We start from the raw sequence: 15,383 nt of genomic DNA on the forward strand, positions 1-15,383 counted from the left end.
CTACTGCGAGTAAAAGCTATGAATGAACAGCTAGCATGGACGGATGCCGCTTGGAAAGATTATCTATATTGGCAAACGCAAGATAAAAAAACCCTTAAACGCATCAATAAGTTAATCACAGAGTGTAAACGCAATCCATTTGAGGGCATCGGCAAGCCCGAACCTTTAAAAGAAAATCTATCAGGATTTTGGTCTAGGCGTATCGATGATTCTAACCGTCTAGTATACGCAGTTGATGATAACTATCTGACTATTATTTCTTGTCGCTATCATTATTAACTTTTTAAATCTATCCAAACTTAAAAAGGTGTAACCTGACCTATTTCAATCTCTGTTTGAGCGATTAATAATTGACGTATGAACTCATAAGACAAATCAGGGTTATCTTGCATTATCTGATTAATTTTTGCCGAATTATCACTTTGTTCTTTTCCTAAATGCATAACAACCTCTATTTCAATTAGTCTTGATCACTCTATACTACCAATAAAACTATAAACAAGTCATAAATATATAAAGGACTCCAACAATGACCCAAAACCAACCTACTTTCGCCCCGCAACTCTCTGTCCCCGCCACTTACATGCGTGGCGGTACCTCAAAGGGCACATTCTTTAAATTATCTGACCTACCTGAGCGTTGCCAAGAACCAGGCCAAGCCCTTGATAATTTCTTACTGCGTGTCATTGGTAGCCCAGACCCGTATGGCAAGCAAATCGACGGCCTGGGTAATGGTAGCTCTAGTACGTCAAAAACGGTGATATTGTCTGAAGCAAGGCAAGCAGACCACGATGTTAATTATCTATTTGGACAAGTTAATATCGCAAAGCCGATGATTGATTGGGCGGGTAACTGCGGTAACCTAACCGCCGCCGTGGGTGCTTGTGCGATTAATATGGGCTTGGTCGATGCAGACAAAATTGCTAGTAGTATTGATAAAGACGCGGACAGCGGTGTTTGCGAAGTGCGTATCTGGCAGGAGAATATCAGCAAAACCATTATCGCCCATGTGCCTGTATACAAGGATGAGAATGGTCAGGTGCAAGTGCAAGAAACAGGAGACTTTGAGCTTGATGGCGTGACCTTCCCCGCTGCTGAGGTCAAGATTGAGTTCATTGACCCAGTAGACTCCTCCAGTGATATGTTCCCGACCAATAACCTCGTCGATGACTTTGATGTCTCAGATTGTGGGTTGGATAAAGATAACGTTAAGGCGACTTTCATTAGCGCGGGTATTCCCACTATCTTCATGAAAGCGGAAGATTTAGGCTTTAGCGGTACAGAATTACAAGGCGATATTAATAGTGATAGCGAAACGTTAGTAAAACTAGAAAAAATTCGCGCTCGTGGCGGCGTCGCTATGGGACTATTTAAAGAGGAGTCTGAGGCACAAGCGAGCCAACATATTCCTAAGATCGCTTGGGTCGCTCCTGCACAAAGTTATACCGCGTCGAGTGGTAAAGAAGTTGATGCCAACGATATCGATTTAGTGGTACGCGCTATGAGCATGGGACAGCTGCATCATGCGATGATGGGCACCGCAGCGGTCGCCATTGCGGCAGCGGCCACCACACAAGGGACATTGGTCAATGAGGCGGCTGGCGGCGGCGAGCTGACCGAGGTGCGTTTTGGTCATCCATCAGGGACGCTACTGGTCGGTGGTAAGACCGAACAAGTCGACGGCCGCTGGCAAGCCAAAAAAGTCTCGATGAGCCGCTCTGCGCGCCGTATTATGACAGGCGAGGTATTTGTACCAGCGGATAGTTTTTGAGATATTTAACGCCATACCGGATAGTTTGATCGTTTGAATGCAGATAAAATCTGTCAAACTATCCATGGTTGATAAAGGGCTAAATCGTTATAATGCCACTGCTTTATGATGTTTCTCTTGTTTTTTAGCCTACTGCCAAAAGCCTGTAAATTATGACGTGTGAATTTTCTATAAAAACCTTTGATGAGCTAACCTCGGTTGATATTTATCATATTTTAAAAGCCCGCTCGCAGGTGTTTGTCGTCGAGCAAAACTGCGCTTATCAAGACATGGATGAGGTGGATTTTGATTGCTTACATCTTATCGCGCATCAAAACGCCGCGCTGGTTGGCTATTGCCGTATTATCCCACCTGCCTTTAATCCCAAAAAATCGCTAGAAAATCCGGCGTATTCTATGCCTGCTATCGGCAGGGTGCTGGTACTCAGTGAGTATCGCAATCAAGGGCTGGCGCGGCAAATCATGACGCATGCTATCAAATACTGCCGCAAAAAGTACGGCAAAAAGCCCATTATTATCTCCGCGCAGACCTACTTGCTCAGCTTTTATGAGTCGTTGGGGTTTGTCACCGAAGGCGAGCGCTATCTGACAGACAATATCGAACACGCCACCATGGTGTTGCCGCTACTCAAAAAAGTCAAAGTCAAAAAACCACCGTCAGCAGGCTCGGGGGTGGCAAGTAAGGTGTTGGGTGTGCTGCTTTTACTTTTTAGCCTGATGTTTGTCGCAGGGCTGATTTATTTGATGACATAAGATAGTCATTTGTTGAATCTAAGCTTAAGAATATAGGCTTTTAAATAGAAGTATCGGCCTTGTGTTTTTACATGACGTCACTGTGCTGCTAGATTGAGTATGTTACTTTGTGAGAATACAAGTATCTGACTCAAGGAAGAGGTAACGGTTATGTCTACTATATCTAATACTCAAAACGCTACCGTCGAGAGTAATATCCGTCCAGAATACGACGATGAGATCCAAAAAATCGCCGACTATGTGCTGAGCTACTCGATTGATGATGACTCGCCAAATAGTGCTGAGGCATGGGATACGGCTCGTTACTGTCTGATGGATACACTCGGCTGCGGACTACTGGCACTTCGTTTTCCTGAATGTACCAAGCACCTAGGGCCTGAGTGCCGCGAGCAAATCACTCCCCACGGTGCGCGCGTGCCCGGCACCTCCCATCGACTTGATCCTATAAAAGCTGCGTTTGATATCGGCTGTATGGTGCGCTGGCTTGATTATAATGATACGTGGCTTGCGGCCGAATGGGGTCATCCTTCCGACAATTTAGGCGGTATCTTGGCGGTGGCGGACTATATCAGTCAGCAAAATATCCGCCAAAATAAAGCACCGCTGCTCATGCGTGACGTGCTAGAGGCGATGATCATGGCGCATGAGATACAAGGGGTGCTTGCCTTAGACAACTCATTCAACCGTGTGGGTCTTGACCACGTATTTTTGGTCAAACTTGCCTCAACCGCTGTCGTTGCCAAACTCTATAAATTACCACGCGAACGCATTATGGCAGCCATCTCGCAAGCGATTGTCGATGGCCAAGCACTGCGTACCTATCGCCATGCGCCAAATGCTGGTAGCCGTAAGTCTTGGGCGGCAGGTGATGCAACCAGCCGCGCCGTACGCTTGGTCGATATCACTCGCCGCGGTGAGATGGGTATCCCAAGCGCCCTAACCGCGCCGCAATGGGGATTTTATGATGTGCTATTTAGCCATACCAATAGAGACTTGGCACTCAAGCCTACAGGCGAGCGACGGTTTACCTTCCAGCGCGAGTTTGGCAGCTATGTGATGGAAAACATCTTGTTTAAGATAAGCTTCCCTGCCGAGTTCCATGCCCAGACCGCGTGCGAGGCGGCCGTGATACTACACCCTCATGTCAAAGACAACATCGATAATATCGAAAAAATTGTCCTAACCACCCATGATTCAGCCATTCGCATTATCTCTAAAGAAGGTGCACTTGATAATCCCGCCGATCGCGATCACTGCTTACAGTACATGGTCGCGGTGCCTCTATTGACGGGCGACTTGATGGCAGAAAACTACGAAGACGACTATCACGAGCAGCATTTATCTATCGATGAGCTGCGTAGCAAAATGGTGGTCGTAGAAGATGCACAATATTCAGCGGACTATCATGACTCTAGTAAGCGCTCGATTGCCAATGCCATTCAGGTGTTTTTTAAAGACGGCAGTCACACTGAAAAAGTCGCCGTTGAGTATCCTATCGGCCATAAACGTCGCCGCAAAGAAGGCATTCCAGTACTAAAAGCCAAGTTTCGCGCCAGTTTGGCCACACGTTTTATTGACAGTCGCTGTGCCGATATCTTTGCGCTATGTGATGACCAAAGCCGCTTAGAGCAAACACCGGTCAATGAATTTATGGATTTATTTGTCGCCAATTAATGATTTGACGATTTTATCAATCACCCGTTTTACCTATCTTTTACCAAGGTATCGACTCACCTGCCCAATCGACAAAACTGCCAGATTGGGCAGCGCTCATACTATCGAGCACTTCCAGTAAACGCGCCGCACTATAGGCTGGCGAGAACAGCTTTTCGTCCGCCACATTACCTTGAAACGGTGAAGATAACTGGGTATCAACCGTACCTGGCTGCATGACGACCACGCAGACATCCTTTAGCGACCGACTCCATTCAATGCTCAAATTCTTCATACCCATATTCAGTGCCGCTTTACTCATACGGTAGCTGTACCAACCGCCAAGCCTATTATCACTGATACTGCCCACACGCGCCGATATGGTCGCAAAAATAGCAGGCTTATCCGCACTACGTTTAGATTTTGCGAGTAATGGCTTGATATGCTTGGCAATCAGTAGACTGGCTAAGGCATTTATCTGCGTGCTCTGCGGCAAAGTCAGGCTGACTTTTGTGATAAGTGGCATATACCCTTGTATTTCCTATATTTCCATCACTTTGTTCATTAGCAGTCCGTTGTAATAGCTCTTTCACAATCGCCTGACCGATACCACCGGTGCCGCCAATGACCAAATAATTTTTTTGTTTCATAATATCGGCCTTATGGTTATCTGTATTATAGGATGCTGCTTATCTTCATTATTTATTTTGGCGCATTTATTTTACATTTACTATGAAAAAACGCTAAAAATAACCGAAGTCACCGCCATACGATATAAGCTACAATAATCATTCACACAATCAAACTGATGATTGTTGACCAACGCTTTTATACGGATATCTTATGCTATCACCCCAAGACCAACTGACTGAGCTGGTGCGCACGCTTGAGACGCAGCAGCATGTCTTTGCTACTGACCCGCTACTGATTACTGAGAAACTGCAAGGTGAGGATGGAAAACCTATCCAAAAATTGCACCGCCGCGCCTCACGTATTGACAGTAACGGTGCGCTGGCAGGGGTGCTCGGTAAGATTGATGGCCGCATAAAAGGCATCATGGTAGTCATGAGTGTGGTGTGGTGCATCTCAGGGTTTCTAGGACTGTTTGCCCTACTTCAGACCAGTGTGGTTAATTTCTTTTATGTACTGGTCTGTTTGCTTGGCTTTCATACGATTATGCTCTTAGGCTGGCTTGCGATGACGCTCATCAATCAAGGCAAACAATCGTCCAATTGGTTTGCCAGTTTTGTCAGTCCCAGCTATCTTATTCGTGGTAAAGACGATGTGACCAAAGCAGCCGTTGACTTGTACGAGCGTCAACTACAGCACAGCGGTATGCGCTGGTATTTGGGGGGTTTTAGCCATCAATTATGGCTCGCTACCTTGACGGGTATGCTGCTGGCCATTGTGTTTTTATTGATCGTGCGTCAGTACAGCTTTAGCTGGGAGTCGACCTTACTGTCTGATCAGGCGCTTATCACGTTGACTCAGATACTCGGCTGGCTGCCAAGTATGGTGGGGTTTGATGTGCCAGACAGTACTGCTATCGCCCAAAGCCGTCTGGTGACTGAGGTGATGCCGCTGTCTGCCGCGCGGCAATGGGCGGGGCTGTTGGTAGGAAGCTTGCTGATGTATGGTATCGTACCCAGAGCACTCGCTTGGGCGTTTTGTGCGTTGATGTTTCGCCGCAAAAAAATGCGCCTAGATATCAAGCAGCCTTATTATCAAAAGATTTTGAATTTTTGGCAGCGTCATGTGGTTGATGTTGATGATTTTAAAGAAGCACCCGCTCCTGTCGCGCCAAAAGCGACGGTCAGCACTGGTAAAAAACTGGTGGCCCTGCTCGAGTATCCAGCAAAGCAAGACAACTGGTGGCAATCCGGTCTGGATGTCAAGATTAATGATAATAGTGAGATAGAGGATTTCGGTATCGTTGATGATCGCGATGATATGGAGCGCTTGATAAGCTATCTTGATAAGTACCCCGTGCAAGTATTATTAGGCGTTCATAGTAATGCGCTGCCTGATCGCGGCACACTGCGTAAACTCGATCGTATCGCAGAGCATGCGGCAGACGGGCTTATTATCCAGCTGCTTGGTGATGGCATTTTGGCAAAAAACTCGGGGCAGACCATAGCAAACCAAGACACTCGCTATCAACAGTGGCAAACCGCCCTTGCGGCGCGAAACATTGGCCTAGTGGATAGTTAGTCACGTTTTTTGGTATTTGCACAAAAGCTCTAGCGTTTATACATATGAATAATACGGAAACATAAAATGGATAATAATAAAACCAATGGTCAGCCCGTCGGCCTATTTGCCGACAAAGCCCTAAAAGACGAGCCTCGTGTAGGGTATGTAGAGGCCGCGCCAACAGCATCTACGCAGACTCACGCCACTGAAGAATCAAACAACTTGACAGCGCACGCTGGCAAAAAAACAACCATCGCCAGTGGCGAAGCGCTGAAACTGGCAGTCGTTGGCCATACCAATACAGGTAAAACCTCTATCCTGCGCACACTATTACGTGATGTTTATTTTGGTGAAGTCAAAAATGAGGCGGCCACCACGCGTCATGTGGAGCAAGCCAAACTCACAGACAGCCAAACCGGTGAAGACTTGGTCATACTATATGACACCCCTGGCCTAGAAGACGCTTCAGGGCTGATGGATTGGCTAGAAGACAATACGGCCAGTCGCCGTGATGGTATTGAGCGTTTGCAGCAATTTTTGGCCGCAGATATCGCCCAAGGTGGTGATGCGCTAACAAGCAGTGGCGGCAATGACGACTATAGCCAAGAAGCCAAAGTGATTCGGCAGTTGCTGGCAAGTGATATGGCCATTTATGTCGTCGATGCGCGTGAGCCAGTACTCGGTAAATACAAAGACGAGTTGGCTATTTTATCTTGGGCGGCGATACCGGTGATGCCAGTATTTAATTTTACCGACAGTCAGGATGCCAATATCGATGACTGGCAAACGATGCTGGCAAGACGCAATCTGCATATCTCGACGCGCTTTGATTCCGTCGCCTTTGAATTTGAAGACGAGATGCGCTTATGGCAAAATCTCGCCACCATGCTCACTCACTCAGAGATGCTTGAGCAACTAATGGCGCGCCGTACGGAGAACTGGGCGCAGCTGTATGATGAAGCCAATATCATCATTGCCGACTTTTTATTAAATGTTGCCGCTTTTGTCCATGAGATTAATGAAGATGATGACCCAATGCCCATACTTGCACAAATGCAAGAAGCGGTGAGACAAAGCGAACGGGCGATGCAGCACAATTTGCTCAATTTATATAAGTTTTATGATAATGCGGTAGCAGCCACCCCGCTTGAATTACAAGCCTATCAGCAAGATCCTTTTGATCCTGAGCTACTCAAAAGCTATGGTATCCGCACCACATCGGGCGCGGCAGCAGGTGCACTATTAGGCTTGGGTATTGATGCGGCGGCCCTTGGCACGACGTTGGGATTGGGCGCTGCTATCGGTGGTATCGCAGGTGGGTTATTGTCTAATACCAGTAGCATTGCTGATAAAATCACTGGGGTAAAGCGCTTATATATCGACCCTGCCACTCTAACCTTACTCGCCACGCGCGCGATAGATTTGCTCACCGCCCTGCGCCATCGCGGTCATGCAGCAACCGATGCCACGCAATTGCTATATAAAGGTGAAAAACCCAATATAGAGCCAGCGTTAGATGACGACGACCATACCGTCACACCATGGCCGACACACAAACTACCAAGCGAGCTCAAAAAAGCGCGCGGCAAACCGCAGTGGTCATCGCTCAGTAGCGGTAAATCCGAGCAGGCTCAGCTATTACGTGCCGATATGGCATGGTCGCTGGCGAGTAAATTACAATCACGTGAGCCTGAGTGACCAGCTAGCATGAAGCCTCTAGCAAGGTACTTAATGCATCCGTACCGCGTACGTCTGTTTTTTGCAAATGGATTGGGTATAGCGGATAATGGGGAAAACTACTTTCAATGTCTTGCAGTAGCTGCTGCTGGCGCTCGGCGCGATGCTGCCAAAACGCATCTGCCTGCGTCGGTGTGATCAGCTGATTGACCACTATCGCCGTAGGCGGCAGTTTACTGTCCTCTAATTGTGAGACAGCGCGTTTGGTTTCAGCCAGTGGTAACACGTCAGCGGTCATTACCAAGACAATCGCCGTTTGGCCGCGGTCATGCAGCAGTAGGCCTGCCTGACGAAACAGTGCTTTGCGCTTTTCTAGTACGGATACTGCTTGCTCCCAGCGATCAGATTTTTTTGCAGCAAATGGATTTGGCACATCATGATCGCTGTTTTTTTGACCACTTCGACCACCACTACCACGCGTTTGATGGGGGCTGTCTAAATGGTTTGCCACCGAGCGCAATTTGGCTTGCCGCCTTTGCTGTGCCAATAGTCCATCTGTCCACGCGCCCATCATCTCAGGCAATACCAACAAACGCAACGTATGGCCAGTTGGCGCGGTATCAAATATGATATGTTCATACTTCTTATCAGAGTTGGCATCTGCGGCGCTGACGAGGTGCTGACACATGGACTCGAGCATGGCCGCTTCTTGTGCGCCAGGTGCCGACTTAGATAGACGCAGGTGTTCACGAATTTTGGGCATCATATCGGGGTTGGCATAGGCGCTGATGGTGCGCTGCACTTGAGCAAAGTGCGCATCGACGATGATGTCAGGGTTTAGCTCGATAGCATCAAGATAAGGCGTGACCGCTGTTTTCTCATGGCTCAACCGTACATTGAGCACATCGCCCAGACTATGGGCCGGATCGGTTGAGATTATCAGTGTCTTTTTTTGCTGGCGAGCATAACCGCTGGCGAGCGCTGCGGCAGTGGTGGTCTTACCCACACCGCCCTTACCACCGACGAATATAATCGGCTGATCTGCCAGTTGGTCTATGAGTTTATGCAGAGGACGTAAGGCCATATTTATGTCTCAATTAAATTTCACGGAGCAATTAATCATAATAACTAACAATAACAGTCAATAACAGTTCCTAAATCAGCACCTAACAGCAGCCAACATGATCAAAGGGACATCTATCCATACCCATACGGGTGTGCCATTCATGGAAGTTTTCTAAAAATAGAGGCTGTAGCTCAAGGGTATAAAAGCTGGCAGGACTATCAATACCGAGACTCTCTGCAAACATCATCAGCATAAAAAAATCCTCTTCGTCCCGTGCTGCCCGTGCCATCGTCTGGCGATATGGCGCGTGATAAAACTCATTGAGTCCAGCGGCAAACCGTTGCCACCATGGTGCTTTATTTTCTCGTTGGCTTGTACCTTTTGGCTGATTTGCTATTGGGTTGTCTTCCATGATGTCCTTACCTCTTTCTTATTTTGCTTATTTAGCATATCTATCATGCCTACCTCATACAAAAAACGCCAGCAATTGCTGCTAGCGTTTTTTTATAAAGATATGAATGATAGGTTCTAACCTCAACTAGGAGTCCGTTTTACCTTTATGCGATGTCCATTCTGTACGCAGTACCGACAGACTCTCAAACGTCACTAAAATCGTGGCGATTAAAATGACAATATCCATAATAATGAGTAGCCAATTACCATCATTAAAGAACGTTTTTAGCTGAATTAATAAGGCAAAGACAGTCATGATCAGTAAAAATGACAAAGGCGCTAAGGTATACCAGACAGGCTTACCTTTACGCAGTAAGATAACCGTGACGATCATCAAGGTTAAGGCCGCCATGAGCTGGTTAGTCGTACCAAATAGTGGCCAGATAATCATACCGCCAGCACCATCGATACCTCCTGCGCCAAATGCCAATAGCAAGCAGCTTCCTACGGCGAGCAAGGTAGCCACGACGCTTTTGCTCAGTACGGGGAGCTTGTAAATCTCACCAAACTCTTGAAATATATAGCGCTGCAAGCGAACACCAGTATCCATCGTAGTACCAGCAAACAAAGCTGCCATCACGGTAAGCATGGTCTGGGATAGCACGATATCGATACCCACACCGGCGTTGAGTATAGTGGCACCGCCATCGATGAACGCCCCAACAGAGCCGTCACCAAATTTTTGATAAACCGCTTGCCAATCTCCTAAGCTGGCAAAACCGGCAGTGGCCGCAAGAATGGCACCGAGCGCCAGCATCCCCTCACCCAGTGCACCAAAATACCCAACAAAGCGCACATCTTCTTCTTTATCGATCTGCTTGGAGGTCGTCCCAGTCGCCACCAATCCATGAAACCCTGAAATAGCGCCACAGGCAATGGTCACGAATAATAATGGTAGCAGCGAAGGCGTACCAACTGGCAGTGCGGTATTGACGGCTGGCGCGACGATGTTTGGCGTCGCGATAAATACTGCCGCATACAATAAAACCAATCCGACAAATAACTGCAAGCCATTGATATAATCGCGCGGCTGCAATAGCATCCACACCGGCAATAACGATGCAATCGCCGCATAAGTAAATAAGATAATGATCCACAGGGCATTATCAGGAAGACCTATAAAGGTCTCAGGTAACACCACAGGGAACATCGGGCCAAGATAAATCAGCCCATATAAAGCAGTGACGCCAATGATAGATACCCAAACCAGATTCATCTTATAGCGATAGATACACTGACCGATGATAAAGGCCACGACTAACGCGCCCCATACTGGTAGTACAGCAGACGGCGTTTTAATCATCATATTGGCGATAGCAACACCAAACACCGCATTGACCATCAATAACAATAAAAATATCACGACCATCATCAAGCTACGCACACGTGTGCCCATGACCGTACCAGCGATAGAGCCAATCGACTGACCGCGATTGCGCATACTCGCCCAAATAGCGGACATATCGTGGACACCCGCCATAAAAATAGTCCCCAACACCACCCAAATGATGGCAGGCACCCAGCCCCAAATCACTGCAATAGCTGGACCGATGATCGGTGCCGCCCCTGCCACTGAGGTAAAATGATGGCCCCACAATACATACTTATTGGTAGGGACGTAATCAATCCCATCTTTCATGGTATGAGCTGGCGTGGGACGACTGTTGTCCAATGCCAGAATTTTTGTGGCGATAAATTTTGAATAAAACACATAACCGCAGAGCATGGCGGCAACTGCGATTAGCAGTACAATAGCACTATTCATCTTATCTCTCCCTAGACAAGTATTAGATAGCCTTATGAGTTCAAGCTTTTTAAATCAAAATCCAAAAAGTATGCTAAATTAGTGAGCGATGAAAGCCTCAGAACATTGCTATCAAAGAAATAGCAGCTGATTACTGGTTGCAATCACCGATTTTTCATATGGTATTTTAAGATTAAGACGCTCGATAAATGAATAAAAATTTTGATGAATTTTTCTTTATCTATCTATAAGTATGTCTTCACTTCCTGTATGTTTTGATAGAAGACATGCCTTAGATAGTAACTGATTTATTTAAGGTTACAAAGGCTACAACAGTAGTAAGACGTTAAAAACAACAAATAAAGGAGTTAGCATGACACACTATTTTGGATTCGTTCCTTCAGAAAAATTAAAAGCGCTTATTACTGAAGCAGAGCAAGTGGTTGAATCAAATGAGTCAGTAGATTACTACCCTTATCGCGACGCATTGACTCACCAAACCGCGCGTGACCTGATTGACAACCTACTCGTCGGCTTAGTGGACACTATTCCAAACCCTGAGCGTCAAGCAGCCATGCGCAAAGTGATCGGCACCGTTGAAAAAGCGACGGACACGCTATTAAATATCCTACTGGGTAAAGAAAACAACGAAGAAGTGCTACCCAGCTTTCATTTCTTAAGAGATCGAGCGACGTTTATCGATAATGATGGTATCAAGCGCATTGGTTTTCAGCTGTCTGACAAAGATGCCATGACCATCGACAAAGGCTTTGCAGCGATTACGCCTGAGCATACAGATATGAAAACCTTTAAGACCGCGCTTGAAACCATGAACGAGGAGACGTTGACACACTTTGTCAGCCGCTATGCTGAAACCTTAAAGCTTGGCATGATCAAACGCAAATCTGTGCCCGTTGCCAAAGCGGCCATCGACAAAGGCATGTCTATGGCATTAAACAAGCTATTGCCCGACTTGCCAGATACTTCCTTAAACCGTTTGGCCAATTATTACCGTCCCTTTATCGTAAAAAAGCCAGAATAGCGAATATTATATTTTTATTAAGGCTGTAGTGTTGGGCAAATTTAGTAAAATTTGCTAAAATAGGCGGCACTTTTATCAAAGGCGCAACCCATGACCCAAATTAGTAACCAAGAAATCGAAAAAACCCTACGCAACTCAGAGTGCCTTATTAGCAGTATCGAAGTTGCCGCAGCTTATGAGCGTCTGGCCGCTCAGCTCAACCTGCACTACGCTGGCCTAAATCCTATCGTCATGGTCGTGATGAACGGCGGATTGATTCCAGCTGGTCAACTACTGACCCATTTGACTTTTTATCATCGTATGCATTATATCCATGCCTCACGCTACCGTGATAACGAAGGTACCAATGAGCTAGACTGGAAATTTAAGCCTGATGTCAGTATCGAAGGTGAGCACGTACTGCTGATCGATGATATTTTTGACGAAGGCATCACCCTAAAAGCCATCGTAGAACAACTTGGTAAAGAAAAACCGCTGTCTATCGAATGCTGCGTGCTGCTAAATAAAGAACATGATCGCAAAGTTGCTGACTTTGATGTAGATTTTGTCGGTATCAACGTTGCAGACCGTTATGTCTATGGCTGTGGCATGGATTTCCATGGTTATCTACGTCATCTGCCAGGTATTTATGCCATTAAAGAAGAAGCGTAAGCGCTTTATTTAAGCGGGCATTTTTAAAAGCATCCTAATCGGATGCTTTTTTTTGCTTACAGGTTAGTAGTGACTCTAAAACTGTAAGGCTAACCCTGTATGGCGCTCAGTGGGCGTTTGAACAGCTTTTTCTAGTGCGTGTTTTGTACTGTATATGGTTACTTGCTTTTTGGCACGTGTCACAGCGGTGTAAATCAGCTCTTTACTCAGCAGTCTTGCATTACTATTGTCAAAAGTAATGACTACATGATCAAACTCTGATCCTTGTGATTTATGAATGGTCATCGCATAAGCGGTGGCGATAACCTCTTCATTGAGCAAGTTAACATCAATCCCCTGCTCCTTATTTTCAAAAAACACCTCAAGTCGGCTGCGATTATCGCCAGTCTGTAAACAAAAACCAATATCGCCATTAAACAACCCTAGCTCGTAGTTGTTTTGTAGAATCATGACAGGGCGCCCATGAAACCAAGTGTTTTGACCTAGAGGCAGCTTTAGCTCATCAAGATGCCACTGGGTAAAGTAGTTATTGATGTAGTGATCGCCCCACTCACCATTGTGGCCAGCAGTTAGTATGCGAAACTGATTGAAGGTTTTCATTAGTGAGCTAATAGTTGCTTTGACTGCTTTTGGCACGGATTTTTCTATTGGGTTTTGCAGGAGAGTTTTGATTTTATTTAAATATGGGTTGTAATGCTTAGCTGTTTTCGAGATTTTTTCTTTATTGCTTAGGCTATTTATTATAGCAATGTCTTTAGCTAATGAATTTGGTAAGCTATTGATATTGTTTATATACTCAAAGCCCAGCGCCTCATCATGTTTTAGCAACTGCCAAATAGCCTGCGTATCCGTCTCTATTTTGTTTATTTGATAAGCAAGTTTACCGATACCAGAGTCAGCGGTAAATCGGCGACTCTCTGTGAGCTCCGCATGAATCGCCTGCAAGCGCGGAATACGGCACAAGTCAGCCAATACTGCCCCTGCATCTACCGCAGCCAACTGGTTGGCATCACCCAACAATATCAGTCGCGCCCCAGGCTTTACTGCACTGACAAGGTGATTTGCCAGCTCTACCCCTAGCATCGATGCTTCATCGACGATAATGATATCTTCGCCCAGTGGATTATTGGCATCATAACGCGGTCTGCCCGTACGTCCAATGCCCAGCAAGCGATGAATAGTTTTGGCTTCTTGTAATTGTAGCTCGACGTTCGCGGCGTCTAACGCGGCTTGCAAAGACTCTTGCATACGCTGTGCCGCTTTACCCGTTGGCGCGGCTAACGCTAGGCTAGCACTGTCTGTACTAAACTTGATTTTTTCATGTGCCGCTCCCCTACCCTCTGTCGCTTGCTGCAATGCCATCACCAGCTGCGCCACGGTGTAAGTCTTGCCCGTGCCTGGGCCACCTGTAATGATACTAAAGGCATTTTTATTGGCAATATCAATCGCCTTTATCTGATTTTCGTGAAGGTTGTCAGGTATTGCTATCTCAAGCGGCGTTACTTGTTGGTCTAAAATAGTATTGATGCGCGCCGCTAAGTTAAATTCTGCTTGCCACGCTCGGTGTAACCAAAACGTGATTGCTGCGTTGTGTTTATCAGCCTCTTTGTTGTTAATGTGCTGATAAACGATAGGTTGATTACTTTTGCTTAGGCTATTTTTATTTTCATTATGGTTTGCGTTAGCATTAACGTCAGCGAACAAAGTGTGCTCATCGATTAACTTAGAAAAAAACGTTAAGTTACTATTTTTCAATAACTGGTAGAGTGCCGCTGCTGCATGAAACCTTTTAACCAACATCTCTTTTTCATGATTGCTAAGTGCCAGCTGCGCCCATAGCTGGTCTTGCTTAGCAAACAAATTCTCCAGCAACACAAATATTGATGCCTCAGCCGTAATATCAACCTCTGATTGAACCGCTATTTGAGTGTCAATCAAGGCAATAAGCGGCATTGCTAGCATCTCTAACAGCTGCTGTTGCCACGCATATAGTGTCACTGTCTCGCCACCAATCTGACCACTATGCGGCGCTTCATTCTCAGTTTCCTGAATGGTGAGTACAGTATGCCCCTCTTCTAAATGCGCAGCCAACATAGTAAATAGAGCGGTAAATAAGCCGTTATCTGATGCTGAGTCTACTTTTGCACTACTGTCCTTAGCCGTTGCATCGGCCTTGCTATAGGCCACCTGCGTTTGCTGACGACGTAGCAAAATATAGTCACTGATGTTGCTGGCCCAACTTTCTTGTAAGCTAATAGCAGCGCTACTCTTATTATTCTTCATAGACTATTACTCATGGTCTGTTCTTCTCTATATTTATAGAATTAATCGCTATAGTAATTTATTGCATCAAATTCGTGATTTCATGCATGTTGTATAGC

General features: G+C 46.1%; 13 protein-coding genes. 8 read left to right on the forward strand and 5 right to left on the reverse strand.

Annotated elements, in window-relative coordinates; all coding sequences use genetic code 11:
• Window positions 1-18 precede the first annotated feature (18 nt).
• From J3491_RS07735 to J3491_RS07750, 4 genes are all read left to right on the forward strand, one after another.
• Window positions 19-279, forward strand: a complete 261-nt coding sequence (locus J3491_RS07735) for a Txe/YoeB family addiction module toxin (RefSeq protein WP_025646994.1) — start codon at window positions 19-21, stop codon at window positions 277-279.
• Window positions 280-529: 250 nt separating this feature from the next.
• Window positions 530-1,771, forward strand: coding sequence for a 2-methylaconitate cis-trans isomerase PrpF (gene prpF / locus J3491_RS07740; RefSeq protein WP_100749609.1), 1,242 nt, complete (start codon window positions 530-532; stop codon window positions 1,769-1,771).
• A gap of 152 nt (window positions 1,772-1,923) precedes the next feature.
• Window positions 1,924-2,523, forward strand: coding sequence for a GNAT family N-acetyltransferase (locus J3491_RS07745; RefSeq protein WP_207969734.1), 600 nt, complete (start codon window positions 1,924-1,926; stop codon window positions 2,521-2,523).
• A gap of 150 nt (window positions 2,524-2,673) precedes the next feature.
• Entirely contained in the window at window positions 2,674-4,197 is a 1,524-nt protein-coding gene (locus J3491_RS07750; protein WP_207969735.1) for a bifunctional 2-methylcitrate dehydratase/aconitate hydratase, read from the forward strand.
• A gap of 40 nt (window positions 4,198-4,237) precedes the next feature.
• On the opposite strand, the gene J3491_RS07755 is transcribed toward J3491_RS07750, so the two are convergent.
• A complete protein-coding gene (locus J3491_RS07755; protein WP_243456225.1) occupies window positions 4,238-4,702 on the reverse strand; it encodes a Rossmann-fold NAD(P)-binding domain-containing protein in 465 nt (154 codons plus the stop codon).
• Between the two features lie 317 nt (window positions 4,703-5,019).
• On the opposite strand from J3491_RS07755, the gene J3491_RS07760 reads away from it, so the two are divergent.
• Entirely contained in the window at window positions 5,020-6,387 is a 1,368-nt protein-coding gene (locus J3491_RS07760) for a DUF2868 domain-containing protein (RefSeq protein WP_207969736.1), read from the forward strand.
• 66 nt (window positions 6,388-6,453) lie between these two features.
• The gene (locus tag J3491_RS07765; RefSeq protein WP_207969737.1) at window positions 6,454-8,067 is read left to right on the forward strand and encodes a DUF3482 domain-containing protein; all 1,614 of its coding nucleotides are present in this window, start codon (window positions 6,454-6,456) and stop codon (window positions 8,065-8,067) included.
• 4 nt (window positions 8,068-8,071) lie between these two features.
• On the opposite strand, the gene J3491_RS07770 is transcribed toward J3491_RS07765, so the two are convergent.
• The 3 genes from J3491_RS07770 to J3491_RS07780 form a co-directional block, all read right to left on the reverse strand.
• Entirely contained in the window at window positions 8,072-9,130 is a 1,059-nt protein-coding gene (locus J3491_RS07770) for an ArsA family ATPase (RefSeq protein ID WP_207969738.1), read from the reverse strand.
• Between the two features lie 82 nt (window positions 9,131-9,212).
• Window positions 9,213-9,524, reverse strand: a complete 312-nt coding sequence (locus J3491_RS07775; protein WP_207969739.1) for a cory-CC-star protein — start codon at window positions 9,522-9,524, stop codon at window positions 9,213-9,215.
• Window positions 9,525-9,650: 126 nt separating this feature from the next.
• On the reverse strand, window positions 9,651-11,330 hold the full coding sequence (locus J3491_RS07780; RefSeq protein WP_207969740.1) for a carbon starvation CstA family protein: 1,680 nt from the start codon (window positions 11,328-11,330) through the stop codon (window positions 9,651-9,653).
• A 352-nt stretch (window positions 11,331-11,682) separates the two neighbouring features.
• Here J3491_RS07780 and J3491_RS07785 point away from each other — a divergent pair, with 352 nt between their 5' ends.
• Together J3491_RS07785 and J3491_RS07790 are read left to right on the forward strand one after the other, a co-directional pair.
• On the forward strand, window positions 11,683-12,351 hold the full coding sequence (locus J3491_RS07785) for a hypothetical protein (RefSeq protein WP_207969741.1): 669 nt from the start codon (window positions 11,683-11,685) through the stop codon (window positions 12,349-12,351).
• Between the two features lie 90 nt (window positions 12,352-12,441).
• Window positions 12,442-13,002 (forward strand): hypoxanthine-guanine phosphoribosyltransferase, encoded by a 561-nt coding sequence (locus J3491_RS07790; RefSeq protein ID WP_075100823.1) that lies wholly within the window; start codon window positions 12,442-12,444, stop codon window positions 13,000-13,002.
• Between the two features lie 75 nt (window positions 13,003-13,077).
• On the opposite strand, the gene recD is transcribed toward J3491_RS07790, so the two are convergent.
• Entirely contained in the window at window positions 13,078-15,285 is a 2,208-nt protein-coding gene (gene recD / locus J3491_RS07795) for an exodeoxyribonuclease V subunit alpha (protein ID WP_207969742.1), read from the reverse strand.
• Window positions 15,286-15,383 lie beyond the last annotated feature (98 nt).

The organism is Psychrobacter halodurans (assembly GCF_017498075.1).
In the GTDB taxonomy this organism is placed as follows: domain Bacteria; phylum Pseudomonadota; class Gammaproteobacteria; order Pseudomonadales; family Moraxellaceae; genus Psychrobacter; species Psychrobacter celer.